The 26,435-nt window shown below is 62.8% G+C and carries 22 protein-coding genes; 15 read left to right on the forward strand and 7 right to left on the reverse strand.

Features of this window, described 5'->3' with window-relative positions; all coding sequences use genetic code 11:
* Positions 1–4 precede the first annotated feature (4 nt).
* Positions 5–517 (reverse strand): tRNA (cytidine(34)-2'-O)-methyltransferase, encoded by a 513-nt coding sequence (locus CAQU_RS02355; RefSeq protein ID WP_075724885.1) that lies wholly within the window; start codon positions 515–517, stop codon positions 5–7.
* Positions 518–601: 84 nt separating this feature from the next.
* Here CAQU_RS02355 and CAQU_RS02360 point away from each other — a divergent pair, with 84 nt between their 5' ends.
* Positions 602–1,462: a bifunctional methylenetetrahydrofolate dehydrogenase/methenyltetrahydrofolate cyclohydrolase gene (locus tag CAQU_RS02360; RefSeq protein ID WP_157109029.1), complete on the forward strand. Its 861-nt coding sequence runs from the start codon at positions 602–604 to the stop codon at positions 1,460–1,462.
* 164 nt (positions 1,463–1,626) lie between these two features.
* Positions 1,627–1,971 (forward strand): DUF3017 domain-containing protein, encoded by a 345-nt coding sequence (locus CAQU_RS02365; protein WP_075728303.1) that lies wholly within the window; start codon positions 1,627–1,629, stop codon positions 1,969–1,971.
* A gap of 63 nt (positions 1,972–2,034) precedes the next feature.
* On the opposite strand, the gene metX is transcribed toward CAQU_RS02365, so the two are convergent.
* Positions 2,035–3,192, reverse strand: a complete 1,158-nt coding sequence (gene metX / locus CAQU_RS02370) for a homoserine O-acetyltransferase MetX (protein WP_075724888.1) — start codon at positions 3,190–3,192, stop codon at positions 2,035–2,037.
* 269 nt (positions 3,193–3,461) lie between these two features.
* A complete protein-coding gene (locus tag CAQU_RS02375) occupies positions 3,462–3,956 on the reverse strand; it encodes a hypothetical protein (protein WP_075724890.1) in 495 nt (164 codons plus the stop codon).
* A 332-nt stretch (positions 3,957–4,288) separates the two neighbouring features.
* Between CAQU_RS02375 and CAQU_RS02380 the strand changes: the two genes are divergently transcribed.
* The 7 genes from CAQU_RS02380 to CAQU_RS02410 all read left to right on the forward strand — a co-directional run bounded on the left by CAQU_RS02380 (position 4,289) and on the right by CAQU_RS02410 (position 13,104).
* Entirely contained in the window at positions 4,289–6,244 is a 1,956-nt protein-coding gene (locus CAQU_RS02380; RefSeq protein WP_075724892.1) for an HtaA domain-containing protein, read from the forward strand.
* Positions 6,245–6,314: 70 nt separating this feature from the next.
* The gene (locus CAQU_RS02385) at positions 6,315–7,406 is read left to right on the forward strand and encodes a heme/hemin ABC transporter substrate-binding protein (protein WP_075724894.1); all 1,092 of its coding nucleotides are present in this window, start codon (positions 6,315–6,317) and stop codon (positions 7,404–7,406) included.
* A gap of 69 nt (positions 7,407–7,475) precedes the next feature.
* Positions 7,476–8,618, forward strand: coding sequence for a FecCD family ABC transporter permease (locus tag CAQU_RS02390; RefSeq protein ID WP_084562707.1), 1,143 nt, complete (start codon positions 7,476–7,478; stop codon positions 8,616–8,618).
* A gap of 35 nt (positions 8,619–8,653) precedes the next feature.
* Positions 8,654–9,535 carry a heme ABC transporter ATP-binding protein gene (locus CAQU_RS02395; RefSeq protein WP_084563134.1) on the forward strand — a complete coding sequence of 294 codons (882 nt, stop codon included), beginning with the start codon at positions 8,654–8,656 and terminating at the stop codon, positions 9,533–9,535.
* A 273-nt stretch (positions 9,536–9,808) separates the two neighbouring features.
* Entirely contained in the window at positions 9,809–10,645 is an 837-nt protein-coding gene (locus tag CAQU_RS02400; RefSeq protein ID WP_075724898.1) for an HtaA domain-containing protein, read from the forward strand.
* A 573-nt stretch (positions 10,646–11,218) separates the two neighbouring features.
* Positions 11,219–11,860 (forward strand): hypothetical protein, encoded by a 642-nt coding sequence (locus CAQU_RS12915; protein WP_211276128.1) that lies wholly within the window; start codon positions 11,219–11,221, stop codon positions 11,858–11,860.
* 272 nt (positions 11,861–12,132) lie between these two features.
* A complete protein-coding gene (locus CAQU_RS02410) occupies positions 12,133–13,104 on the forward strand; it encodes an HtaA domain-containing protein (protein ID WP_075724900.1) in 972 nt (323 codons plus the stop codon).
* Between the two features lie 136 nt (positions 13,105–13,240).
* On the opposite strand, the gene CAQU_RS02415 is transcribed toward CAQU_RS02410, so the two are convergent.
* The 3 genes from CAQU_RS02415 to CAQU_RS02425 all read right to left on the reverse strand — a co-directional run bounded on the left by CAQU_RS02415 (position 13,241) and on the right by CAQU_RS02425 (position 17,924).
* Positions 13,241–14,554, reverse strand: coding sequence for an O-acetylhomoserine/O-acetylserine sulfhydrylase (locus tag CAQU_RS02415; RefSeq protein ID WP_075724903.1), 1,314 nt, complete (start codon positions 14,552–14,554; stop codon positions 13,241–13,243).
* A 187-nt stretch (positions 14,555–14,741) separates the two neighbouring features.
* The gene (locus CAQU_RS02420) at positions 14,742–15,491 is read right to left on the reverse strand and encodes a hypothetical protein (protein WP_157108862.1); all 750 of its coding nucleotides are present in this window, start codon (positions 15,489–15,491) and stop codon (positions 14,742–14,744) included.
* 216 nt (positions 15,492–15,707) lie between these two features.
* Positions 15,708–17,924, reverse strand: a complete 2,217-nt coding sequence (locus CAQU_RS02425; RefSeq protein WP_075724907.1) for an NADP-dependent isocitrate dehydrogenase — start codon at positions 17,922–17,924, stop codon at positions 15,708–15,710.
* A 423-nt stretch (positions 17,925–18,347) separates the two neighbouring features.
* Between CAQU_RS02425 and CAQU_RS02430 the strand changes: the two genes are divergently transcribed.
* The 5 genes from CAQU_RS02430 to trpS all read left to right on the forward strand — a co-directional run bounded on the left by CAQU_RS02430 (position 18,348) and on the right by trpS (position 24,636).
* Positions 18,348–19,595, forward strand: coding sequence for an MFS transporter (locus tag CAQU_RS02430; protein WP_245797278.1), 1,248 nt, complete (start codon positions 18,348–18,350; stop codon positions 19,593–19,595).
* A gap of 16 nt (positions 19,596–19,611) precedes the next feature.
* Complete coding sequence (locus CAQU_RS02435; RefSeq protein WP_211276144.1) at positions 19,612–20,529, forward strand: exodeoxyribonuclease III; 918 nt, start codon at positions 19,612–19,614, stop codon at positions 20,527–20,529.
* Positions 20,530–20,908: 379 nt separating this feature from the next.
* Positions 20,909–22,810 carry a S8 family peptidase gene (locus CAQU_RS13165; RefSeq protein ID WP_075724913.1) on the forward strand — a complete coding sequence of 634 codons (1,902 nt, stop codon included), beginning with the start codon at positions 20,909–20,911 and terminating at the stop codon, positions 22,808–22,810.
* A 116-nt stretch (positions 22,811–22,926) separates the two neighbouring features.
* Positions 22,927–23,511: a hypothetical protein gene (locus CAQU_RS02445; protein WP_157108863.1), complete on the forward strand. Its 585-nt coding sequence runs from the start codon at positions 22,927–22,929 to the stop codon at positions 23,509–23,511.
* Positions 23,512–23,562: 51 nt separating this feature from the next.
* Positions 23,563–24,636, forward strand: coding sequence for a tryptophan--tRNA ligase (gene trpS / locus CAQU_RS02450; protein ID WP_075724917.1), 1,074 nt, complete (start codon positions 23,563–23,565; stop codon positions 24,634–24,636).
* Between the two features lie 63 nt (positions 24,637–24,699).
* On the opposite strand, the gene CAQU_RS02455 is transcribed toward trpS, so the two are convergent.
* Positions 24,700–25,011 (reverse strand): hypothetical protein, encoded by a 312-nt coding sequence (locus CAQU_RS02455; RefSeq protein ID WP_075724919.1) that lies wholly within the window; start codon positions 25,009–25,011, stop codon positions 24,700–24,702.
* Between the two features lie 293 nt (positions 25,012–25,304).
* Here CAQU_RS02455 and CAQU_RS02460 point away from each other — a divergent pair, with 293 nt between their 5' ends.
* On the forward strand, positions 25,305–26,366 hold the full coding sequence (locus tag CAQU_RS02460; RefSeq protein WP_075724921.1) for a YhjD/YihY/BrkB family envelope integrity protein: 1,062 nt from the start codon (positions 25,305–25,307) through the stop codon (positions 26,364–26,366).
* Positions 26,367–26,435: the final 69 nt, after the last annotated feature.

Genomic DNA, 26,435 nt, shown 5'->3' on the forward strand with positions numbered 1-26,435 from the left:
ACCCCTAACGGCCACCCACAAAACCCAACTGCCGCCACACCTCAAACACCGCCACCGCAGCAGCATTCGACAAATTCATACTCCGATTCCCCGGCACCATCGGCAACCGCACACACTCCGTCACCCGCGGATCCCCCAACACATCCCCACCCAAGCCCGTCGGCTCAGTCCCAAACAACAACACATCCCCCGGCACATACGACACATCAGTAAAACGCACCTCCGCGTGCGCCGTAAACGCAAACACCCGCGCCCCCGGCAACGCATCAAACGCCGCCCGAAAATCCTCATGCACACTCACCCGCGCCAAATCGTGATAATCCAACCCCGCCCGGCGCAAATTCTTCTCCTCCAAATCAAACCCCAACGGGCCCGCCAAATGCAGATGCGCACCCGTATTCGCACACATCCGAATCGCATTACCCGTATTCGGAGGAATACACGGCCGATCAAACACAACATGCACAAAAGGATCAGCACAACCGGCAACAGCAACAGACTCAGAAACACTTCTCACAACCGAGAAGTCTAGGCCACCACCCAACCAACCCCACCCCCGCCCACGTGCAGCACCAAGCAACAGTTTCGTAGAATGACCCACGTGACTGCACTCAAACTCGATGGACAGCTGTACCGCGACGAAATCTTCGCCGACCTGGCGCGCCGGGTCGACGCGTTGAAAGCCCGGGGAATTACCCCGGGGTTGGCAACCGTGCTGGTTGGCGATGATCCTGCTTCGCACGCTTATGTGAAGATGAAGCACCGCGACTGCGAACAGATCGGCGTCAACAGCATCCGCAAGGATCTTCCCGCGGACGTGACTCAGGAAGAACTCAACGCGGTCATTGACGAACTCAACAACGATGACGCATGCACGGGCTATATCGTGCAGTTGCCGTTGCCGAAGCACCTGGATGAAAACGCGGTGCTGGCCCGCATCAACCCGGATAAGGACGCTGATGGCCTGCACCCCACGAACCTGGGCAAGCTGGTGCTCAACGAGGATGCACCACTGCCGTGCACCCCTAATGGTTCTATTCACCTGCTGAAGCGCTTCGGCGTGGAGTTGGATGGCGCGCATGTGGTGGTCATTGGTCGTGGCGTCACGGTGGGCCGACCCATCGGTTTGATGCTGACCCGCCGCAGCGAAAATTCCACGGTGACGCTGTGCCACACCGGCACCCGTGATCTGAAAGCAATGACCTTGCAGGCGGATGTCATCATCGCTGCGGCCGGTAAAGCCCACATGCTGACCAAGGACATGGTCAAGCCGGGCGCTGCGGTGCTGGATGTGGGAGTGTCCCGCGTGGACGGCAAACTAGCAGGGGATGTGCACCCCGATGTGTGGGAGGTCGCTGGTGCGGTGTCCCCGAACCCCGGCGGGGTGGGCCCGCTGACGCGTGCTTTCCTGGTGCGCAATGTGGTTGAGCGCGCCGAAAAAGCCGCCGGCCTGTCCTCTTAGCCGTTTTCTTTTCGCCGCGCCTCGCGCCGAAACGGCCCCCTGGACTTTAGGGGTGAGACCCGGTGCGAGGCGCCCTTGTGTGTTGCGCTAGGCTCTAGACTTTCACCAAGCGCCCCCGCTTTATTGTTTTGCCCATCTTTTTCGCTGAAAGCGTCGTTGAACTCATGCCGCACACCACGCACAAGCTTGACGCCATGCTGCGTAATCCGCATGACCGCCGCCAAAAGCCATCGGTTTTTCCGGTGGCCGCGCAGTGGGCGGGCATTGCGGTGTTTGTGGTGTGCCTGGCGCTGTCGGGGGTGTGGGCGTTGACTGACCACTGGCGGCGCGCATCTTTCGCGTTGGGGGTGGCGATGCTGTGGTTGACGCTGCTGCGCGCGACCTGTGATTCCCGGGTGATGGGTATTTTGGCGGTGCGTTCGCGCCGCTTCGATATGGCGTTTACTGCGGTGTTGGGCTCGGCGCTGGTGTTTTTGGCCCTGAGCGTGGACTCTTTGGGCAGCGGTTAGCCTGATCAAAAAGCACCAGGCTGACCTGCGGTAGCGCAGGAAGCTGGTGCCGGTGGGATTGGGTTATTTTCCGCGCAGGTTGATGAGGGGTTCGCGGGGGCTGCCGGCCGGGCCGTCGTTGTGCGGGTGGGTGGTGATGTAGTGCAGGAAGCGGCGGGCGATGGTGTCGAGCTGCCGGGATTCGGTCAGGAAGGCATCGTGGCCGACGGGGGAGACAATTTTTGCCATGCCGATGAGGTTGCCCAGGTTGCGGGAGAGATGTTCCTGCTGGTGGTAGGGGTAAAGGATGTCGGTGTCGACGCCGGCGATCATGGTTGGCACCTGAGAGGACGATAGGGCTTTGTTGAGCCCGCCGCGCCCGAGCCCGATGTTGTGGCGGTTGAGGGCTTCGGTGAGGATGACGTAGCTGCCGGCGTCGAAGCGTTTGACGAGTTTGTCGGCCTGGTAGTCCAGGTAGCTGTTGACGGCGAAACGCTGGTGGGGGTCGATGAAGGCGCCGAGCGGGTTTTCGCCACTTTGGGCGTCGGCGCCGAAGCGCTCGTCGAGTTCGAGTTCGCCGCGGTAGGTCAGGTGGGCGATGCGCCGGGCGTTGGCTAGTCCTTCGGCGGGGATGGTGCCGGTGGCGTAGTAGTCGCCGCCGTGCCAGTGGGCGTCTTGGGTGATGGCGCCGATTTGTGCCTGCTGGATGCCGATTTGCCAGGCGCTGGCGCGTGCGGAGACCGCCAGCACGAGGGCGGCGTCCATGAAGGTGGGGTAGAGCAGGGTCCATTCCAGGGTGCGGGCGCCGCCGAGGGAGCCGCCGACGACGGCTTGGACGTGGTGGACGCCGAGGGTGGAGAGGAATTGGGCTTCGGCGTGCACGAGGTCGCGGATGGATAAGGCAGGAAAGCGGGAGCCCCAGGCGTTGCCGTCCGGGTGTGGGGAGGACGGTCCGGTGGACCCGCTGCAGCCGCCGATGACGTTGGTGCAGATCACGCAATAGTGCTCGGTGTCGAAGGCCTTGCCTGGGCCGATGAGATCAGCCCACCAGGTGGCGGCGTCCGAGTCGCCGGTCAGGGCGTGTTCGACGAGGATGATGTTGCTGTGGCCGTCCGCGTCGACTTGGGGCGTGCCCCAGTAGTGGTAGGCGATGACGCAGTCGTCGATGACGGCGCCGGCTTCTGTGGTGAAACTACCGATGGGCAGCGTGGCGGGTGTGCCGGGTGCGGAAGGAAACTGCATGGGTGGTCGGAGTCCTTGGGGTTTCGGTGAGGGTTTGCCGGTGGGGCAGACCAATGCAGCCCACTATATCTGTACCGCTCTGTCTATTCCACCGTGGGGTAGGTCTTCTGACACCGCGGACTGCTGGAGGGCCTGGACTAGGGCCCAGGGCGCCGTGGCCGACACTGGGGAGAGGACGTGAAAAACGCCCCGGCCAACCTAGCGGTGATCGCAAGGTTGTGGGCGGGGCGCTGGAAAAGGCGGCTGCGAGTGCCGGCTTTGGGGGCCGGCTAGTGTGCGGCGGCAGAATCCACGTCGCGTTGGGTGTTTCGGGAACGCGTCCACACCGGGTGCAGGCCGGGTAAAAACCACACGCCGATGGCGGCGATGAGGGCGCTGGCCACAGCCCACCAGGTGGCATCGGTGGCGTCAACCGCCAAGAAAGAAAAGGCAGGCACGATCGCGACGATGACCCAGATGCACACCAGGGCAAGGACGAAAGTGGGCTTGATGCGGGAGTTTTCCGCCCAGCCGGCCTGCGGGAAGCGGGCCTTGGCCTCCGCGCGGACGCGGCGCAGTGGAGACTGGGCGGCGGCGAGCGCTGCAATCACGCACAACAGTGCGCCGACGCCGGCGACAAGAAGGTTGGACATGGCGATGCCTCCCGCGCAGACAGCGGCGCCAGCGGCCATGCCGGCCCTCTCGGGGAGGCGGGCAGGAATGGGGGTGGCGGGATCAATGTCCGGGTAAAGCGCTGAGAAATCCGCTGTAACTGGGGTAGACATGGGTAGGCTGGGGTGTCCTCAAAAAGTTTGAGTAGGGCTGGACTGACTAGGCGCACTAGGTGCATTTAGTCTACTGTGAAGTAGTTGTTAAGGCTACGCTAAAATCTTAGGATGTTCTTTTGGCAAAACCAAAAGTGCGCGAGTGGCAACCCGAGTGGCAACCATTGTCTTTAGGGCAGGTCACTCGCGTCCTCGCGAATTTGCGCCCCAACGAAAGTACACCGCGCGCCCCGAAGCTGATTCCCGGTGCCTAAAGGTTTTAGGACCACTTGCCACTTGCCGGGTGCTTGCCTTTATACACAGCCTTCCACGACGACACGCAAAGAGAAACCATGACACGAGTTACTGCCACTGCACGTTCCGGCATGTGCCTTTCTGGCGCCGTGATTGCGGCGATGGCGTTGTCGCCCTTCATCGCCCCCCAAGCCCACGCCGCGACCTGTGGCACCTTCGAGTGGGCGTTGAAGGACTCTTTCCGTAGTTATCTGAAATCCCCCATCGCTAAAGGCGGATGGAACACCAACGGCGTCGGCGATAACGGCAGCCAGTTCGTCTTCGACATCGAGGGCATCAATAAAAAATCCGCCGACGAAGCTACCTTGGAGCTGCCGGGCGAATTGTCGTTCTATGGCCACGAGGAAGACGGAAAATACCTCTTGGACATCACCATGAGCGACTGGAAAGTCCACGTCCATGGCAGCACCGCGGAAATTATCGCCGACTATCAGGCAAGCAGCGTCGACCCCGGCTCGCTGAAGCCGAAGGAGCCAATCTCTGGCGACGATGAAACAATCGCCACCATCCAGCTGAACAACACCCCAAACTTCGATAGTGGGGAAGTGTCCCTGGCCGGCACCACCAAGATCGCCGACGGCGGGCTGAAAATGTTCGGCGGCTTCTACACCAGCGAAGACCAATTCGCGAACACTTTCGGCGAGGTCAACGCCGCGGGCTGTGCAAGCAGCAGCGTCAGCGGTGACTCAAAGTCCTCCGGTACTTCCGGGGGCACCTCCGGTGCCAAGACTCAAGAGTTGCGCATCTGGGACACCGACTCCGATGACATCAAGACCATCAAAGAACTCAACAACGCGATGTTCGCCTCCGGGGAAAGCTTTAAATCCGGCACCAGCATGATGGATAACGCCGACGCCCTGGCGCAGCGCATCCGCGGCGGCAAACCCGCAACCACCGCCAGCGCCCAAGGGTCACAGCGCAGCGGCGACCGCACCACCACCAACACGGGCACCCAGCCCAAGGCCGGCGGCGCAGGGGAGAACACCGACGCCACTCCCGCGATCCCCACCCTAGACGGCGCAAACACCGCAGCCTCCGGGAACACCACAACAACCGGTGGTACCGACAGCGCGGCCACCACCGCCGGCGCCAGCACCGCCGGCCAGGGTGCAGCCACCGGGGGCGCAGAATGTGCCGCCGGCGACGTCAAAGCTGTCACCTCCACCGCGATGCGGTGGGGAGTGAAATCCTCCTTTTTGAGCTACATCTCCGGATCCATCGCTAAAGGTGCCTGGGCCACCTCAAACACCACCTACAACCAGGGACAATTTAACTTCTCCGGCGCCAAGGGGGCAGTGAACACCGCCGCCAAATCCGGCAGCCTCGGCTACACCGGCGGCGTCCGCTTCAGCGGACACGGCGGCAAGCTGGACTTGATGATCGCCAACCCCGAAATCGTGTTCAACGGCAGCCGCGGCAGCCTCGTGGCCACGGTCGCCTCCTCCGACATGAGCGGAAAACGAACTGATTTTGGGCGTGTGGCCCTCGCCGACCTGGCATTCAGCAGCCTCAACGTCACCCCTACCTCCGTCAGCGGAACCACCAGCCAAGTCACTCTGACCCCGGCCGGCTCCCAAGCCTTTGCCGGTTTCTATGACGCCGGCACCGCACTGGCACCCCTGTCCTTTAACGCCGCTCTCGGCGGTGCCGCCGACTGCGCCGCCGCCCAAGGCTCCGGCGCCTCCGGGGCTGCCATCGCCGGAGTCTCCACCGGCACCAACGCCAGCGAAGTCCGCGCCGAAGGTACTGCACAGGCAGAACAAGCCGGGCTTCCCGTCGCCGGCGAAAGCGGCGGTGACGCTGCCGATATCGCCGCCCCGCAGCTGCCCGAACAGGGCGCTGCCAGCAAGAACTTCAAAATTAAAAACTCCGGCGAATCACAAGCCGCAACCACCGCCGGGCTCGACCCGGTGACCGCGGGCCTGCTAGTCGCAGCCGCCTTCATCGTCGGCGGCGGCGCCATCAGCAGCTTCGCCCTGCGTAACCCGGCCTAAGCCCCAACAGTCCGCCACACCCACCCGAGTAAAACGAAAGCAGCTTTTCAGCATCGTGCGTACACCAGCTTTGAACCCCTTCGTCCGAGCGCTCGCCGCAGTACTCGCCGGCAGCACCGCCGCTTTCGGCCTCGTCGCCTGCAGCAATGGCGAAGACTCCAGCCAGGCATCTAGCGATGCCGAAATCCGCCAGCAGGTGGAGAACACGGGCGACCTGCCCGATCCGCACACCCTGACCGGTGTGACCGAGGTGGCGGACTTCTCGGAGCCGACCCCGGTGGAAAACAACCCCACCCCGCAGCTTCCCGTCGAACTCACCGACGCCGACGGCTACGACGTGACCGTCACCGACGTCTCCCGCATCATCGCCCTCGACATCTACGGCTCCTACACCAAAACCCTGCTGGGTTTGGGGCTGGGCGACAACATTGTGGGGCGCACCGTCTCCTCCACCGAACCGAGCCTCGACAAACTTCCCGTGGTCACCCAGGGCGGACACAACATCAATGTTGAAGCCATCCTGAAACTGCAGCCCACCCTGGTGATTGTGGATCACTCCATCGGCCCGGCTGACGCGATCGACCAAATCCGTGACGCCGGCGTGACTGTCGTCGTGATGGAGCCGCAACGCACCATCGCCTCGGTGGCCTCCGACATTGACGACGTTGCCGGTGTGGTCGGATTGCCCGAAGTGGGTAAGAAACTCGCCGAACGCTCCGTTGCCGACGTGGATGCCGATGTGGAAGCGATCAAGAAGATCACCCCTGCTGACAACCCAATGCGCATGGCGTTCCTCTACGCCCGTGGTAACGGTGGGGTGTTCTTCATCCTCGGTAAAGGCACCGGCGCGACCGACCTGATCGAAGGCATCGGCGGCGTCGACGTGGCCGCCGAAGCGGGTTTGTCAGACACCGTCCCGGCTAACGCCGAAGCTCTTGCCAAACTCAACCCCGACGTGTTCATCATGATGCGCGATGGGTTGGAATCCACCGGCGGCATTGATGGTCTCCTGCAGCGCCCCGGCGTCGCCCAGACCACCGCTGGCCAAAACCAGCGCGTCGTCACCCTGCCCGACGGCCAATCCCTGGCCTACGGGCCGATGACCGGCGAAGTGCTCCTGCGCACCGCGCAGGCGGTGTACACCCCAAACGAGCTGAACTAAAACGCGGCCTCACCCCGCCCGCGCAGACCCGACACCACCACCCACCACAAGGCTTTGCTGAAAACTTCCATGGCTACCCCCAAAACCACCGCCACCAAAGCCGAATCAGTTGCTGCTGATCCGGCAGGAACCGCGACGCCTGCGACCCCGCACACGACGCTCGCCAAGGACGTCTTCGCCGCGCGCACCACACGCCGCACAGTCTTGTTCATTGTGTTGGTGGCGCTGCTGCTGGCCACCGTGGTGGCCAGCATCGTGATGGGGCAGTACAACCTGTCTGCAGGGCAACTGTTTCACCTCGTCACCCAAGGCCCCCACGCCACGCTTCCTGCGGGGCCGGAAAAAATTGCCCACTCGGTGGTGTGGAACATTCGCCTGCCCCGCCTGGTGTTAGGCCTGGTTGTCGGAGCCGCCCTTGGTGTCGCCGGCGCGCTCATGCAGGCCGTTTTCGCAAACCCACTGGCCGAGCCGAGTGTTATTGGCGTGACCTCCGGTGCGGGCGTGGGGGCCGCTGTCGCGATCGTTTTCGGACTGAACTTCATCGGCGCATCCACGGTGCCGCTGTTTGCATTCATCAGCGCCGTGGTGGTCACCGTCGCGGTCTACCAGATGGCACGCTTCGGCGGTCGGGTGCAAGTGGTCAACCTGATCCTCACCGGTATCGCCATCAACGCGGTGTGTGCCGCGCTGATTTCCTTCATGGTCTACCTGGCGCCCACGACCTCCCGCGAACAAATCATCTTCTGGCAGATGGGTTCCCTCAACGGCACCCAGTGGAAGCACGTGGTCGTGGTGGTTCCGATCGTCATTGTGGGTATCGCTTTGTCGCTGCGGCTGGGTAGCCGACTGGATTTGCTGGCGCTTGGCGACCGGGCTGCCGGCCACATCGGTGTCAACGTTGCCCGCCTGCGCATTGCTGCCATCGGTGCCGCCACTTTGCTGACAGCCGGCGCGGTGGCCTATGCGGGGCTGATCGGCTTTGTGGGGCTCATCGTGCCTCACCTGCTGCGCGGCATTACCGGACCTTCCAACAAGGTGTTGTTGCCCGCGAGTGCGCTGGCCGGTGCCGTGTTAATCGGGCTGGCTGATATCGCAGCCCGCACCGTTATTGACTATGCGGATCTTCCCATCGGTATTTTCACGGCCCTGGTGGGTGGCCCGACGTTTTTCGTTTTGTTGCGCCGGATGATGAAAAAGGGAGCGCACGCGTGAGCCGACACGCCCGACAAGAGCACGCCGCCGACAGCATGCCGGCGGAAAATCAGCTGTCGCCGGCAGCTGGTGGCCCGGCCATGATTGATGTGTCCGGGGTGACCATCACGGTGGGGGACAAGACCCTCCTGCGAGAAATCTCCATGACGGCACGCGCTGGCCGGGTGGTCGGCCTGATTGGCCCCAACGGTGCGGGTAAGTCCACCTTGCTGGCCGCGCTGGCTGGCGACCGCGCCCCGGCTGCCGGCGCCATCAGCCTCAATGGGGTGAACCCCTATGCCACCAGCGCTCGGCACCTGGCGCAGTGTCGCGCGGTCATGTTGCAAGACGTCGGGGTGTCTTTTTCTTTCCTCGTACGAGACGTCGTGGAGATGGGGCGCCGGCCGTGGGGTGGCACGGAGCGCAGCGCCCATGACGACGCCGTGGTGGATGCCGCAATGCAAGCCACCGAGGTGTACCACCTGGCTCACCGCGACGTCATGACCTTGTCAGGCGGTGAACGGGCGCGCGTCGCGTTGGCGCGTGTCCTCGCACAACAAACCCCGGTGGTGTTTTTGGATGAACCCACCGCCGCGTTGGATATTGGCCACCAGGAGCAGGCCTTGGGCCTGATGCGTGCGATGGCGCGCGCTGGTGCCGCGGTGATTGTGGTGCTGCACGACCTCAACGCCGCCGCAGCATATTGCGATGACATCGTGTGCCTGGGCAACGGCACTATTGCCGCGCAGGGAAGTGTTGAAGACGTGTACGTGGACACGATCTTGAGCGAGGTATACGGCTGGCAGATCGCGGTCAATCAGGTCCCGGATCCGGGCGATCCATCCCGGTTGATTCCCCATGTCGTTCCGCGTCGCGGGCACGTGTCCCGTGAGCACACCACGGGGTTGCAGTTGGGAATGCAGCTACCGCCTGTATGAGCTTTTTCTGCATAAAGTCCATGTCACGGTCCGTACCACCGCGTATGTGACAATTGACACTTAGGGAAAGCTTGACTGATTAGCTCACTATAGGAAGACTAGTGGCAGAAATAATGCTTAGGCTGCTCTATCTTCGACCTGCTCCCAGTCTGCTGGGCATTCGCTCAACACCTGGTGGATGCTCATCGAGCGGGATGTTGGGGATGGGGCGCCGATTGGACCTACGGCGTTACTTCGACTGACCCCCAAAAAAACTTTCTGAAGGAGTCTTCAATGACCTCTCGCTTTACCCGTCTTGCTGCAGTTGCGGCCACCGCTGCTGTTGCAGGTATGACCGTCACTCCGGCTTTCGCTGCTGAGGCTGGCACCTGCTCTGGTTCCATCTCCTGGCCGATCAGCCCCAGCTTCATCAGCTACTCCACCAAAATGGGCAATAAGTTGGAGGTTACTGACGGCGCAAAGCTTGAGGGTAAGAACATCACCTTCGATATCGATGGTGCCAAAACCAAGGCTGCTTCCAAGGATGGCAAGGTCACTATCGTGACCAAGGGTAAGGTTCACTCCACCGGCCACGAGGGCAAGATGGACACCACCCTGACCGACATTTCCTTCACCATCGATAAGGATGGAAAGACCGGCGAGATCGCCACCAATTTCCGCGCGCGCGAATTCAAGGACTTTAACGCTAGCGCGCCCATGGGTGATTGGATCAACGGCAATGGTGTGAAGGTCGCCAACATGGCTTTGAGCCCCGCGGCAGATCTTAGTGGCAAGGATGTTGCCGCTAATGGCACCACCACCTTCGATAAGAACACGGACTCCGTAAAGATCTTCCCGACCTATGATGCCGGTCGCGAATTGGGTGCCGTCTCCATCGAGGCTAAGGGTTGTGGCCTGGCCAAGGAGACTGAGTCCACCCCCGCACCGAGCAAGCCTGTCGTTCCGCCTGTTACCCCGAAGGATCCCGGCAAGGAGCAGCCCGGTAAGGATAACGGCTCCTCCGCAGGTGGTGGCGTCGGTATCGTTGCGATCATCGCTCTGGTTGGCGCTGCGCTCGCCGGCCTGTTCCAGTGGGCAGTTTCCCAGGGCCTGGTTCCTGCACCCCGCTAAGACGACTCTCTAGTCAATATCGCCCAGTATCACTGATGCTGGGCGATTTTTTGTGGGGGTGAGGGGGTTGATGCCGAAGTGAAAGGCGAGTCTGAATGATAGGGGCGCTATTGGAGCTGCTGGAGAAGTGATTTCGCTAGCTGTCGAAATGATATTTATGCATCGAGCCTAGAAAATCAGGGTGTTGTGTTTTCTTCGCGCGTCAGATGTTTGGGGGTAGCTATGGGGGTGAGTGAATAAAAGAGTTTGGTAAGTGAAATTTTATCTTCCGTTTTTATTTCCTTTAGTCGGGGGTGCTCTAAAAACTTCCTTCTCGAAAGTGCTTGACAGTGATGTAGAGCGCATTTAGGTTGGGTTATACCTTCGGGTCGCAGGAAGCGAAGCCTGGCAGGAGGGATAGATGCCCCATCTAGGGGTGCTTTTTCTTTGTCTTGGTGAAGCGGGCGACATTTGATTCGTCAGTTACTGCCCCGGGGATTGGATCGCAATGTATTTTCCACGATGGAAAAAATACAGCTTGCTGAGGTGTCTCTCTAGAGGCCACGGCACACAAAACTAACTTAGGAGTTTCTCATGGCACGTCTCGCACGCGTCTCTACCGTTATCGCTGCTGCCGCCCTGGGTGGCGCACTGTTCGCTGGCCCGGCTTTCGCCGCTGAGGGGGCTGCGCCGAGTCCTTCCTCCTCTGCTGCTCCGGCTCCGGAGAAGCCTGCTCCCGCCCCGGAGAACCCGGCTCCTGCTCCTGCCCCGGCTCCGGCTCCGGAGAACCCGGCTCCGGCTCCTGCCCCGGCTCCGGCTCCGGAGAACCCGGCTCCTGCCCCGGCTCCGGCTCCGGAGAACCCTGCCCCGGCTCCTGCCCCGGCTCCGGCTCCGGAGAACCCGGCTCCTGCCCCGGCTCCCGCCCCGGAGAACCCTGCCCCGGCTCCTGCTCCTGCCCCGGCTCCGGAGAACCCTGCCCCGGGCGGCGAGAACCAGACCCCGGCCCCGGGCGACAAGGACAAGGACAAGGACAAGAACCCGAACCCCTCCAACACCAAGAAGCCTGGCTCCACCGTCAACGTTGTGAACAACGAGCTGTCCTCCGACAAGAAGAAGCCTGAGGGCTCCGCAGGCGTTCTGGGCATCCTCGCTGTGCTCGGCGTGATCGGTGCTGCTCTGGCAGCTCTGTTCCAGTGGGCTACCGCTAACGGCATGCTGCCGAAGTTCCCCGCCTAATCTCCTAGGCGATTGATGTGACTCATTAGAGAACACATCGCAAACGCTCACAGAGCGAATCTTTTAAAAACGCCGGCCCCCTTTTGGGGTCGGCGTTTTGCTGTGTGATGACGAGCGTTCGTTTATTCTGAAAGGTATGTCAAACCTATGAAGGATCTCTGGGGCGGTCATCGTCTCGGCGGAGCTTTCCTAGGGGAGATCCCCAACAATCTCAGTGTTGCTGCACACTGATTCATCCCTTGTGTGCAGTCACTTTAAGAGGAGCAATTTCTATGCGCATGCGCCCCGCGATCGTCGCACTTGGTAGCGGCCTGGCCCTGTCTGCTTCGCTCATTACCGCCCCCGTAGCTATGGCAGACGAGCAGAAAAACACCTGTACCGATGTATCTCAGGTGCAGACCACGAAGACCACCCTGCTGTGGAATTTCAAGGATTCTTTCCTGTCTCACATTCAAACTCAGTTTGCCGATGGCACGGTCACGGCTACTGAAGGCGCAACCTTCAATGCTCCGAAGGGGCCGGTGACGTATCCCGGTAAAAACCCTGCCGGAAGCTATTGGAATACTCCCGGCAACGAGTTGGATTTCGCCGGCAACCTGCACTTGACTGCCTATAAAGGACTAGGGCCTGGTGGCGGACTTGGTATGGATACCAATATCCACGACCTGAAGCTGAAGATCACCTCGGAAACCACGGGTGAAATCCTCGGCTCCTACCAGGTGCGCGGTTGGACCGGTAAAAAGGTTGACGCCAACGCTGATGGCAAGGATGCAGTGATCGCGAAGGTCACTTTCGATGCGCCCTTCGATAAGGCTGCGAAGGCTCAATCCATCAAGATGAAGGTCATCGCTGACAAGGGTGCGAAGGACCTGTCCGCTGGTCGCTATGAGCCGGGCGAGGACGAGCTGTCTGAGGCTGTCTTGCAGGTAGAGAACTCCGGCGATTGCTTGGCTCCGGCGCAAGGGCACATTAAGCCGGTGTGGGAAGAGTCGTCTTCTGATTCTTCCGCCGAAATGCGTCACAAGGGTGTGAGCTCGAGTGATCCGAACAAGCAGAACACCAACTCCGTTAATGGCTCCAGCGTTGGTGTTGCTTTGGGTCTGGCGGGCCTGGTTGGCGTCATCGCCTTCATCGTTTCTCAGATGGGCGCCGTAGCTGGCCTTCCGGCTGTGCAGCTGCCTCCGCTTCCGGCTGTGCAGCTGCCTCCGCTTCCGGCTGAGCTGCAGGCGCTGTTGCCGCGCTAAGCTGCATCGGCTTATCTGAGTACAAAAGGTTTCAGGGCGACCGCGTGATGCGGTCGCCCTGAAGCTTTTTGGGGGTTAACCCAAAAACCTCCCCAGGCGACAGGGTCGCGTGGGGAGGTAGGGGAGGAGTTATGCCTTAGATGGCGTCGAAGGCAGCCTTCAGGTCGGCGATGATGTCGTCGACGTTTTCGATGCCGATGGACAGGCGGATGGTGGACTGGTTGATGCCAGCGCGGGTCAGGCCCTCTTCATCGGACTGGGAGTGGGTGGTGGTTGCGGGGTGCACCACCAGGGAGCGCACGTCGCCGACGTTGGCCAGGTTGGAGAACAGCTTCAGGGCGTCGATGAATGCCCAGGCTACTTCCTGACCGCCGTCGATGTCGAAGGACAGCACGCTACCGGTGTACTTCAGGCCCAGCTTTTCCTTGGTGGCGTACCAGGGGGAGTCCTCAAGGCCGGCGTAGTTGACCTTGGTGACCTTGTCGTGGCCGGCAAGGAACTCGGCAACCTTCTTGGCGTTTTCGTTGTGGCGCTCAACGCGCAGGGACAGGGTGTCCAGGCCCTGGGCGGTGACCCATGCGTTGAAGGGGGAGGGGGCGGCGCCGGTGTCGCGCAGCAGGCCGACGCGGGCCTTCAGGCCGAAGGCTGCTTCGCCGAGGTCGGCGTACTTCAGGCCGTGGTATGCCGGGTCCGGGGTGACGAAGTCGGGGAAGACGGGCTTGCCGTTGCGTTCGACGGTCCAGTCGAACTTGCCGCCGTCGACCAGGATGCCGCCCAGGCCGGAGCCGTTGCCGGTGTAGAACTTGGTGACGGAGGCGACGACGATGTCTGCGCCGAGCTCAAGGGGGCGCACCAGGGCGGCGGTGGCCAGGGTGTTGTCGACGATCAGCGGGACCTGGTTGGCGTGGGCGACCTCGGCGACGGCGGGGATGTCCAGCACGTCGGCCTGGGGGTTGGCGAAGGTCTCGCCGTAGAAGGCGACGGTGTTGTCCTTGACTGCTGCGGCCCAGGACTCGGGATCGTCGGGGTTTTCAACGAAGGTGGTCTCGATGCCAAGTCGCGGCAGGGTGACGGCCAGCAGGGTTTCGGTGCCGCCGTAGAGGCGCGGGGAGGCGACGATGTGGTCGCCGGCCTTGGCCAGGTTGAGGATGGCGGCGGTTTCTGCAGCCATGCCGGAGGCGAACAGAACAGCGTGGACGCCGCCTTCGAGGGAGTTGATGCGGTTTTCGACGGCCTCGACGGTGGGGTTGGTCAGGCGGGAGTAGACCGGGCCGGCGTCTTCCAGGGCGAAACGCTGCTTGGCGTGTTCGGCGGAGTTGAAGACGTAGGAGGAGGTGAGATAAATCGGCAGGTTGCGGGCGCCGGTGTCGGAATCGACGGGCTGTCCTGCGTGGATAGAGCGGGTCTCGAGTCCCCAGTTGGTGGCGTTGCTGTTGTCGTACTTCGGCATCGTGGCTGTCCTTTTGCTGTCTGTGTGGTTCCGGGTGGAGGTTTCATGGGCCGGAGCAAACCCTTGCTAGAGGGTGTGCTCTACGGCGATAGTTCACCACACTAATGGACAGCTCGGTCTAGCGCAAACAGCTCTGTCTATTTTTTGGGATACTAGCAGGTAAAAGCACTAAAAATAATTAGACAGCTTAGTTTGTTTTGTGGTGTCGATTAGGTTTACGGGAGTTGTAGATCCCGCGGAGGACAACCACTAGCGCCAGCACTGCGCCGATGCCGACAACGATGCCCCATGGGCCGGCCCACCACTGTGGTTTGGTGCCTTCTTCGACGTCGTCGGCGCAGGCGTTGAGGTTGTCGCGTAGTTCAAATTGGGTGCGGTCGTATTCTTTGTGCCGGTGGGAGAATAGTTCCGCGGTGATTTCGTCGATGCGCAGGTGGCTGGTGGCTGCTTGCTTGTTGAGGGCGTCTTGGGGCGCGTTGGAGGGCTCGTCGCTGATAGCGCGGGCGGCGGCGCGGGCTTCGACGGGGGTGTATTCCATCTTGTCGCCGGCTTGGTCCCCGATGCCGTCTTCGGCTTCGGTGCGATGGGGGATGAACATGCCCAAACCTTCGGGGGAGCCGGTGGCTTTGATGCGTTCCTGGAGTTCTGCGGGGGTGGCGGCGCCGGGCTCGTTCATGTCGTAGGCGTGAATGGCTTCTTTGAGCCCGGGGTCGTCGTGGTCGAGTTCCTCGAGGCGCTGGTTGACGGCGTCTTCGCGCAGTTTTGTCCAGAACTCGGAGACGTCGGAGTCTTTTTGGCGCGGATCGACGCGGCACACCCCAGCATCCAGGTCGGGGGTCACGTCGTACGCCGACGCCGCCCCGGCCCCCAGGAACACCGTGGAGGTAGCAAGCGAGGCGGCAAGAAAGCTCGAAACGAACCGGCGGGAAACACTCATGCCCACCATTGTAAAGACCGCCGCGCGTCCACCTCAGGTTGCGGCGACACCTTCCCGAGGAATTTTAGGGCGAAAAGCAGTCTGTTTTGGGCAGCTGAGCATAGGTGCGTCGCTGTGGGGAGGTGGTGCTGATTTCGTGGGCGGGTATGACAAAGGCCAGCCCCGGCACCGCAGGTGCGGTACCGGGGCTGGCCGTGGGGGAGAAGGGAAGAAGATTTACTTCTTCAGGCCATCAATGATGGAGTTGAACTTCTCGGAGGGGCGCATTGCTGCGGTGGCCTTTGCGTCGTTCGGGTTGTAGTAGCCCTCCAGGTCGATGGCCTTGCCCTGAACCTCAAGGAGCTCAGCGGCGATGGCGTCGGCGTTGTCGGACAGTTCCTTGGCGACGGGGGCGAAGATCTCGGCGAGCTCGGCGTCGTCGGTCTGCTTGGCCAGTTCATCTGCCCAGTAGGTGGTCAGGTAGAAGTGGGAGCCGCGGTTGTCGATTTCGCCGACCTTGCGGGACGGGGACTTGCCGTCGTTGAGCAGGCGCTCGGTGGCCTTGTCCAGGGCGTCGGCCAGGACGGCAGCCTTGGTGTTGCCGTCGGTGTTGCCGAAGTGGCGCAGGGACTCGCCGAGTGCCAGGAACTCGCCGAGGGAGTCCCAGCGCAGGTGGTTTTCTTCCACCAGCTGCTGGACGTGCTTCGGGGCGGAGCCGCCGGCACCGGTTTCGAACAGGCCGCCGCCAGCCATCAGCGGGACGACGGAGAGCATCTTGGCGGAGGTGCCGAGCTCGAGGATCGGGAACAGGTCGGTGAGGTAGTCACGCAGCACGTTGCCGGTCACCGAGATGGTGTCTTCGCCCTTGCGGATGCGGTCGATGGAGAACTGGGTTGCCTCGACGGGGGACATGATGCGGATGTCCAGGCCCTCGGTGTCGTGCTCCGGGAGGTACTTTTCGACCAGGGTGATCAGGTTGCGGTCGTGGGCGCGCTCGGGGTCGAGCCAGAACACGGCCGGCATGCCGGACAGGCGGGCGCGGGTGACGGCCAGCTTGACCCAGTCGCGGATGGGGGCATCCTTGGCCTGGCATGCACGCCAGATGTCGCCGGTGGCGACGGTGTGCTCCATGAGGGTCTCGCCGGCGGCGTTGGTGACCTTGACGGTGCCGTCTGCCGGGATCTTGAAGGTCTTGTCGTGGGAGCCGTACTCCTCGGCCTTCTGGGCCATCAGACCGACGTTGGGGACCGTACCCATGGTGGCCGGGTCGTAGGCGCCGTTGGCGCGGCAGTCCTCGATGACGGTCTGGTAGACGCCTGCGTAGGAGGAGTCCGGCAGCACTGCCAGGGTGTCCTGCTCTTCGCCGGCGGCGTTCCACATGTGGCCGGAGGTGCGGATCATGGCGGGCATGGAGGCGTCAACGATGACGTCGGAGGGGACGTGCAGGTTGGTGATGCCCTTGTCGGAGTTGACCATGGCAACAGCCGGGCCCTGCTCGAGTGCCTTGTCGAAGGCGGCCTTGATCTCGGCGCCGTTGTCCAGCTTGTCCAGGCCGGCGTAGACGGCTGCGAGGCCGTTTTCGCCGTCCAGGCCGGCGGCCAGCAGCTGCTCGCCGTACTGGGCGTAGACGTCAGCGAAGAAGGCGCGGACGACGTGGCCGAAGATGATCGGGTCGGAGACCTTCATCATGGTGGCCTTGAGGTGGGTGGAGAACAGCACACCTTCGTCCTTGGCGCGCTTGACCTGCTCGGCGAGGAACTCGTCGAGGGCGGCGGCACGCATGACGGTGGAGTCGACGACCTCGCCGGCCAGCACCTTCAGGCCGTCCTTGAGGACGGTTTCGGAGCCGTCGTTGCCCACCAGGGTGATCGTGAGGGTGTCGTCGGCCGGCATGATGACGGACTGCTCGTTGTGGCGGAAGTCGTTGTCAGCCATGGTGGCGACGTTGGTCTTGGAGTCCTTGGACCAAGCACCCATGCGGTGCGGGTGAGCCTTAGCGAAGTTCTTCACCGCGATCGGGGCGCGGCGGTCGGAGTTGCCCTCACGCAGAACCGGGTTCACGGCGGAGCCCTTGACGGAGTCGTAGCGGGCGCGAACGTCCTTTTCCTCGTCGGTGGAGGGGTTGTCCGGGTAATCGGGAAGCGCAAATCCCTGGCCCTGCAGCTCAGCGATGGCTGCCTTCAGCTGCGGCACGGAGGCGGAAATGTTCGGCAGCTTGATGATGTTGGCTTCCGGAGTCTTAGCGAGCTCGCCGAGCTCAGCCAGGGCGTCGGCGACCTTCTGGTCTTCGCCCAGGTAGTCCGGGAACTGGCTCAGGATGCGTCCTGCCAGAGAGATGTCGCGGGTTTCGACATCGATGCCGGCGGTGGAGGCGAAGGCCTCGACGACGGGCTTGAGCGAGTAGGTCGCGAGAAGCGGAGCCTCATCGGTACGGGTGTAAATGATCTTTGCCAAAACAACTCCCAATGGTGGTTGATGATACGGCCTTACAGAATACCTGTCCGGGCACCGGTGTGGGGCAAATTGGGGGAGCAAACCCAGCAAAGTGTGTCCTAATACACCGCCATGTTGGGGGTGGGGGAGGTGGTGAAGCGGTGGCTGGTCGGTGGCTGGTCGGTGTTTGGTCGGACGTTGGCTGGTGCTGGGCGGGGCGGGGATACCGCAATACCGCAATACCGCAATGCCGCGAATACTGTGCGGATGGTGGGGGCCGGGGCGCGTCCGATGGGGGTGTGGGGGCTGGCTCACCCCCGGCTACCCGCTGTCGCATCCGTCACGGATTGGCGGCGCCACCTCGGTTTTTGGTGGTCTTTTCGGGGTGTGGCACGGTAGCCTGCCCGGGTGGAGAAAAAAGCTCATTCGAAAACTGTGAAGACCGTGGTGGATTCCGCCCCGGCACCGGCCCGGCAGGCTACCCAGGCTGCGCCGCGGGTGCCACGCCAGACCGATATCAGCGAGCGGCGACGCACGATTGTGATGTTGGCGCTGGCGCTGGGTGGCTTCGGTATTGGCATCACGGAGTTCGTCTCCATGGGCTTGTTGTCGATGATCGCCGACGATTTCGGCATTTCCGAGGATCGGGCGGGCAATATCATCGCCGCTTATGCGATGGGCGTGGTGGTGGGTGCCCCACTGGTGGCAACCTTGACGGGCCACATTCCGCGCCGCCGCCTGGTGATCGTGCTGATGGCCGCCTTTGTGGTGGGCAACGGGCTGAGCGCGTTGGCGCACAGCTACCACTTGTTGTTAGGTGCGCGTTTTCTCGCCGGCTTGCCGCACGGCGCGTATTTCTCCGTGGCGGGCCTGTCGGCCGCCTCGATGGCTGCTGATGGCAAGCGCGGTCGGGCGATTGCGTTTTTGGGCTATGGTTTCGCGATTGCGACCGTGGCGGGCGTTCCGGCCGCCCAGGCGCTGGGCGCGCACGTGGGATGGCAGTGGGCTTATGCCTTAGTGACCGCCATTGGCGTGGTCACCTTCGTGTCCCTGGTGGGGCTGATGCCCCACATGGTGCGCATGAAGCCGACCAGCCCAATTACGGAACTGAAAGCTTTTACCCGCCCCCAGGTGCTGCTGACTTTGGCCGTCGGGGTGGTGGGTTTTGGTGGCATGTTTGCCGTGTACACCTATATTTCCTGGACCATGACGGAGCACGCCGGCGTGCCGGAGCGCTTGATGTGGGTGGTGCTGATGGCCTATGGCGTCGGCATGCTCATCGGTAATGGCCTGGGCGGGCGCCTATCGGACCGCAACGTGGAATTCGCTATCGCTTTCGCCTTGGTGATGATCGTGGTGACCCTGGTGTCGTTCTACTTCACCTCCGCGCACCCGTGGCTGGGAACTATCAACTTCGGCCTGATCGGCATGTTCGGGTCCACCCTGGTGCCGGCGCTGCAGATCCGACTGATGGATACCGCCGGTGATGCCCAAACCTTGGCGGCGGCGCTGAACCACTCGGCCCTGAACCTGGCCAACGCGGGTGGCGCGGCTTTGGGTGGCGCGGTCATTGCCCGCGGCTTCGGCTATCAGGCCCCGGCCCTGGCGGGTGCGGCCATGGCGGCGGTGGCGATCATGGTGTTTGTGCCGGCGTCCCTGGCACGCCGCCGCGCGGAGCGGGCAGGCAGGTAGATTTGTCGGCATGGCTGTGAAGATTGCGACTGTTAATGTCAACGGAATTCGCGCGGCGGTCAAACACCGCAGCGAAACCAACCTGGGATTCCACCAGTGGCTCAACGCCGATGCGCCCGACGTGGTGCTGCTGCAGGAAGTGCGCGCCGATGAGGCGCAAACCCGCGCGGCACTGGCGCCCGCCCTGGACGAAGGCTGGCATTACGCGGGCGCCCCGGCGGCCGCGAAAGGCCGCGCCGGGGTGGGTATCTTGTCCCGCTTCCCGCTTCTCGACGTGCAGGTTGGAATCGACGGGTTCGAGGATGCGGGCCGTTTTATCGCCGCCACCGTCGGCGGGGACTGCCCCGCACAGGGGCTGCGGGTGGCGAGCCTGTACCTGCCATCGGGCAGCGCCGGCACGGAAAAACAAGACGAAAAATACGCCTTCCTGGATTCCTTCGGGCCCACCCTGTCCGCGCTAGCCGATCAATACCCGCTGATGGTCATCGGTGGTGACTGGAATATCTGCCACCGCCGGGAAGATTTGAAAAACGACAAGGCGAACATGAAAAAGTCGGGCTTTTTGGCTGACGAGCGCGCCTTCATGGACTCCGTGTTCGGCACCTTCCCCGAGGACGCCCCGCAAATCAGCGCAGGAGAGTTTTTGGGCGCGGTCGACTACCAGCCCACCGCTGCCGCGCGGGCGCGCACTGTGGCGCAAGATCCGCAGTGGTTCGACGTGGCGCGACGCCTGCAGCCCGAAGGCGATGGGCCTTACACCTGGTGGACCTACCGGGGTCAAGCCTTCGACACCAACGCCGGGTGGCGCATCGACTACCAGGCGGTAACAAAAGACCTCCTGGATCGGGCAACATCTGCACGGGTGGCCAAGGCCGACGCCTATGACCTGCGGTGGTCCGATCACTCCCCGCTGGTGGTCACTTACGACTTTTAAAAAAAACTACTGCGCGCGCTATGGGTGCGCGCGCCACTTACTGGCCCTCATCCGACAACGGGTGGGGGCCAGACGCATGTGAAAAAAAGGGCGCCAAAAAGCATCCAAAAACCTCACCCGCTCGGGTGCGGTGGGGGTAATTTTTTCACACCCCGCTGCCACGCGAAGCAGCAAAGGTGCAGCATACGGGGAAGATGGTTGTTCCAGGGTGGAAACGACGGGGGCAGATGCCTTCCCAAAGCGTTGCTTCCATAAGAAAAACCTAAGTAATATCTGGTGCGCTCGTGCTGCAGCACCTCTGCGGCACCCGAAGTTTGCCCGCCCCTGACCCCGATCACCACGCCCCGACCCAGCAGGGAAGTGGAAGGAAAGGCCCACCATGACCCGGCGAAGCCGACGCACCACCCGCGCCGCCGCGCTACTGGCAGCACTGGCCACCAGTGCCGCCACCATCAGCGCCCCAGGACTACCCACCGCGATCGCCACCGACGCGGACATTGCCCACCACAGCAACGCGGACCGCAACCTCGAAGCCCACAGCGCCGACCACGACGACGCAGAAGAAGGCGTCGACCGCTTCATCGTCTCCGTCAAAGAGGAAATGGCACCGGCGGCACAAATCGACCCCGAAGGCACCATCGAAGACGTCCTCGACGACGCCACCGAATCCAACGGGGTCACCGCCGAAGACGTCAGCGCCACCGCCACCGGCGACATCGTGGTCTCCACCGACAAAAAACTCGACGCCCAACAAGCCAAAGAGTTCATGGAAGACCTCGCCGCCGGCGACAACGTCGAATACATCGAACCCGACGTGCGTCTCACCATCGCCAGCGAACCCAACGACCCCCGCTGGGACAAACTCTGGGGCCTACACGGCGAAGACGGCGCCCGCGTCGACCGCGCCTGGGACTACGGACTCAACGGCGAAGGCCAAGTCATCGCCGTCATCGACAACGGCATCCAAAAACACCCCGACCTCGACGACCACATCCTGCCCGGATACGACTTCGTCTCCGACGCCCGCACCGCCCGCGACGGCGACGGCCGCGACAACGACCCCACCGACGAAGGCGACTGGTTCCGCGCCGGCGAATGCCAAAAAACCCACGGCGCAAACTCCTCCTGGCACGGCACCCACGTCGCCGGCACCATCGCCGCCATCGCCGACAACAACACCGGCATCACCGGCGTCGCCCACGGCGCCCGCGTCCAACCCATCCGCGCCCTCGGCAAATGCGGCGGCAACCTCTCCGACATCACCGACGCCGTCGTCTGGGCCGCCGGCGGACACGTCCCCGGAGTACCCGACAACCCCACCCCCGCCAACATTATCAACATGAGCCTCGGCGGGCCCGGCCAATGCTCCCGCACCTACCAAAAAGCCATCGACAAAGCCACCGCCGCCGGCGCCACCGTCATCGTCGCCGCCGGCAACGCCGGCCGCAACGCCCGAGGCTACCAACCCGCCAGCTGCAACAACGTCCTCGTCGTCGCCGCCACCGGCGAAACCGGCTCCAAAGCCTACTACTCCAACTACGGCGACAACGTCGACCTCGCAGCCCCCGGCGGTGACCGCGCCACCGGCGACCAAATCCTGTCCACCTTCAACGACGGCCTCACCACCCCCGGCAAACCCAACTACGACTACCTCCAAGGCACCTCCATGGCCACCCCGCTGGTCTCCGGAGTCGCCGCCATGATCCGCCAAGCCGACGACAGCCTCACCCCAGCCGACATCAAACGCATCCTCAAAGAAACCACCCGAGAACTGCCCGGCAACTGCAACGGCGGATGCGGCACCGGACTCATCGACGCAGAAGCCGCCGTCCGTGAAGCCCTCGGCGAAGACGCCACCCCCACCCCCACCGAACCCACCCCCGCTGAACCACCACGCGAACCCACCCCGGAACCCGCGCCCAAACCACAACCGGCCCCCAAACCCACCAGCACCCCAGCACCGGCACCCAAGCCAACCACCACCCCGGCACCCGCACCCAAACCCACCACGACCACCCCAACCACCACCCCACGGCCCACCACCCGGCCCCAACCCACCTACCCCCGCTACCGGTACCCCACCTACCCCACATACCCCAGCTACCCGCGCTACCGGTACCCCAGCTACCCCTACTACCCGTATAACCCCTACTACCCGGGCCGCGGGTACTGGAACCCCTACTACGGCTACAACTACGGCAACTACGGCGGCTACTACCCGCGCTACTACTACACCAACCGCACCCTAGCCCCCAGCCGCTACATCATCAGCTACTACTAGCACCCCACAGCGCCGCACCGGCCAAGCAACCGGTGCGGCGCTTTCCACATCCAAAACCCACCCCACCCCAGCCCTACACTGACACCAAGACCACCCACAGCCGACAGGAGACCACCATGCCCCACCGCACCACACCCCGCCACGCGACACTACTTGGCTGCGCACTGCTCCTCGCCGGCTGCACCCACACACCCGACACCACCCCAACAGACCCAACCACCCACTCCACCAGCCCCACCGCAACCAGCACCCCCCACACCACCGCACACCCCATGCCCACCACCAACACACCCGCAACCCCACCAGCAGACACCCCCACCACCGCCCCCGCAGACACACCGCAAGATTCCACCGAACTCCACCCACCCCAGCCCGGCGGACACGCCACCGGCGAACACCTCCGCGAACCCGCCACCGAACCCCTCCCCGACGACGGCCTCGGTGATCCCGCCACCGGCTTCATCATCCACCCCAGCGACGACACCAACCCCCAACCCACCATCGACGCCGCCCGAGAAGCATCCACCACCACCGGCATCACCCTCGAAGACATCTACGTCAACAGCCTCGGCTCCGTCGTCGTCCGCGCCAACACCACCCTCACCCCCGAACAAACCCGCGCCTTCATCGACGCCATCACCGCCAGCGACATAGCAGAAGACGTCGAAGTCGACGGACTGATGACCACCCAACAGAACTGACCCAAGCCCAGCGACAAGCAACCCACAGCAGAGGACTACACTTAAAAAACCATGAGCTCCGAAGCGAACCCCACCACCGAAAACCAGGCCCCCACCACCGGGCCCGACACCACCGAACGCCCCAAGCAGCGCGTCGTTTCCGGCCTCCAGCCCACCAGCGACTCCTACCACCTCGGCAACTACCTGGGTGCCGTCCGCCAGTTCATCGGACTGCAGGACACCTACGACGCCTTCTACTTCATCCCGGACCTCCACGCCATCACCGTGGACCAGGACCCCAAAGAACTGCGCCACCGCACCCTTGCAGGCGTGGCCCAGCTGCTCGCACTCGGCATCGACCCCGACAAGTCCACCCTGTTCGTCCAGTCCCACGTCCCGGAGCACGCGGAACTCGGATGGGTCCTGACCTGCATGACCGGCTTCGGCGAAGCCTCCCGCATGACCCAGTTCAAGGACAAGTCCGCCAAACGCGGCGCCGACCGCACCGGCGCCGGCCTATTCGCCTACCCCATGCTGATGGCCGCAGACATCCTGCTCTACCGCCCCCAGCTCGTACCCGTCGGCGAAGACCAGCGCCAGCACATCGAACTCACCCGCAACCTGGCAGAACGCTTCAACTCCCGGTACAAGAAAACCTTCGTCGTCCCCGAAGGCTTCATCCCCGAAGGCGCAGCGAAAATCTACGACCTGCAGGAACCCACCTCCAAGATGAGCAAGTCGGGCTCCAACCCCAAGGGCATCATCAACCTGCTCGACGAACCGAAGGTCTCCGCCAAGCGCATCAAGTCCGCCGTCACCGACAACGACGGCGTCATCGCCTACGACAAGGACAACAAACCGGGCGTCTCCAACCTGCTCGTCATCCAGTCCGCACTAACCGGCAAGAGCATCGACGACCTCGTCGCAGGCTACGAAGGCCAAGGCTACGGCGCACTCAAAACCGACACCGCCGACGCCCTCGAAGCATTCACCACCCCGCTGAAGGCCAAGTACGACGAGTACATGTCCGACCGCGCAGAACTCGAACGCGTCCTCGCCCAAGGCGCCGACCGCGCCCGCAGCATCGCCTCCAAGACCCTGGCCGACGTCTACGAACGCGTCGGATTCCTACCCCGGATGCGCTAAAATCCCAGCACAAAGCCCCACCAGCAACACCTGCTCGTGGGGCTTTCGCAATCCGTTGGCCAGCTAGACGTTGGTATGCCACTGCGTTTTTGCCGACAACCACTGCCCCCGCAGCGGCCACCGCGCCAACACCCACAGCCACAGCGCGCCGGGAATCAGCACACTCGCCACCGTCAGCCAAAAGGCAGTAGACGCGCCGCTGCGTGCCCGCTCGAAAAGGTACAGCCGATACCACACCACCACGTGCAGCACAGCCAGGGCAAGCAGAACCACAACCGGCACCAAAGACCAAAGGGCATCGCCCAGCGCCGGGGAGGTCGCAGATAAGTTGGCGGCGCCAAAAACCTGCACACCCGAATTGGTCGCGAGCATCATCGACCACCTTTCGAAAAACGCGCCGGCCACTATGAGCGCAACGCTTGATGAAAAGAAGTAAAAATAACTGTATCTCACACAGGGGGTAAATAACAGGGGGATTTATGCCATCAATGGGGTTTGTCGCTACTGTCTAATGCGAACTTTGCACACCACCGCCACGCACATGTGCTAACCCGCCCATGGCGTGCACGAACAGTCGCCCCCACGGGCGGCAAACCCCGTGCAAAAAACAACCACCCGAGCCGCACAACCCGAACCGTGCGGCCCAACAGGAGCAGACGAACAACACCATGTCCCGCACTGACGAGTACGGCATCGAGCGAGTAAGTAAAGATGAACCCGGGTTCATCGACAAGCTTCGAGACAAGCACCAGTGGTTTGACCACCTCATGCTGATGCAGGAGCGTTACGCCACCATGGGTGGCAACCAATACTCCGCCGGCATTACCTACTTCTCCGTCCTGTCGGTATTCCCCATCCTCATGCTGGTCTTCGCCGCCGCCGGTTTCGTCCTGGCAGCCCGCCCCGAAGACCTCGCCAACCTGCAGCAGCTCATCAGCGACAACCTCTCTGGTGAGGTCGGCAACCAAGTCAACGAAATCGTCGACACCGCCATCCACCAGCGCGGTGCTGTCGCCGGTATCGGTGCCGCCACCGCCCTGTGGTCCGGCCTCAGCTGGATGAACCACCTGCGCTACGGCGTGTCCAAAATCTGGAAGTACGACCCCACCGGCGGCAACTTCGTGCTGAACAAGCTGCGCGACCTCGTCGCCCTGATCAGCCTCCTGGTCGCCCTGATTATCGCCTTCGGTGTCACCGCTATCGGCTCCTCTGGGCTGACCGAACACCTCATTGAGCTGGCTCACCTGCAAGACGTGCCGGGCATCGAGTGGATCAGTCGCCTGGTTGCCATCGTCGTCGGTTTGCTCGCCAACTACATTGTGTTCTTCTGGCTGCTGGTATCCCTGCCCCGCGGCACGGTTCCGAAGAAGTCCGCCGCCCAAGCTGCGATCATTGGTGCCGTTGCCTTCGAGCTGTTCAAACAGCTCGGTAGCGTGTTTTTCTCCAGCGCCCTGAAAAACCCGGCAGGCGCCACCTTCGGTCCGATCATCGGTGTGATGGTGCTGTTGTTTTTCATCTGGCGCATCCTGTTGTATTGCTCTGCGTGGGCTGCAACCACTAAGCAATCGCTGGCCGAGGCACAATTGCCAGCACCGGAACCGGCCGTGATTCAGATCCGTCAGGACGTCGCCGCTCCGGCAGCCACCCCCAAGGCGGGTGCGTTCGTCGGCCTCGGCGCCGCGCTCGGTGCCGGCTTGGCAGTGCTAGGACTGTCTCAGCGCAACAAATAATTATGCGCTAACCGCGGTGGGCCCCATGGGAAACCATGGGGCCCACCGCGGTTTTATGTGGCCTGCGTC

It is taken from the genome of Corynebacterium aquilae DSM 44791 (assembly GCF_001941445.1).
In the GTDB taxonomy this organism is placed as follows: Bacteria; Actinomycetota; Actinomycetes; order Mycobacteriales; family Mycobacteriaceae; genus Corynebacterium; species Corynebacterium aquilae.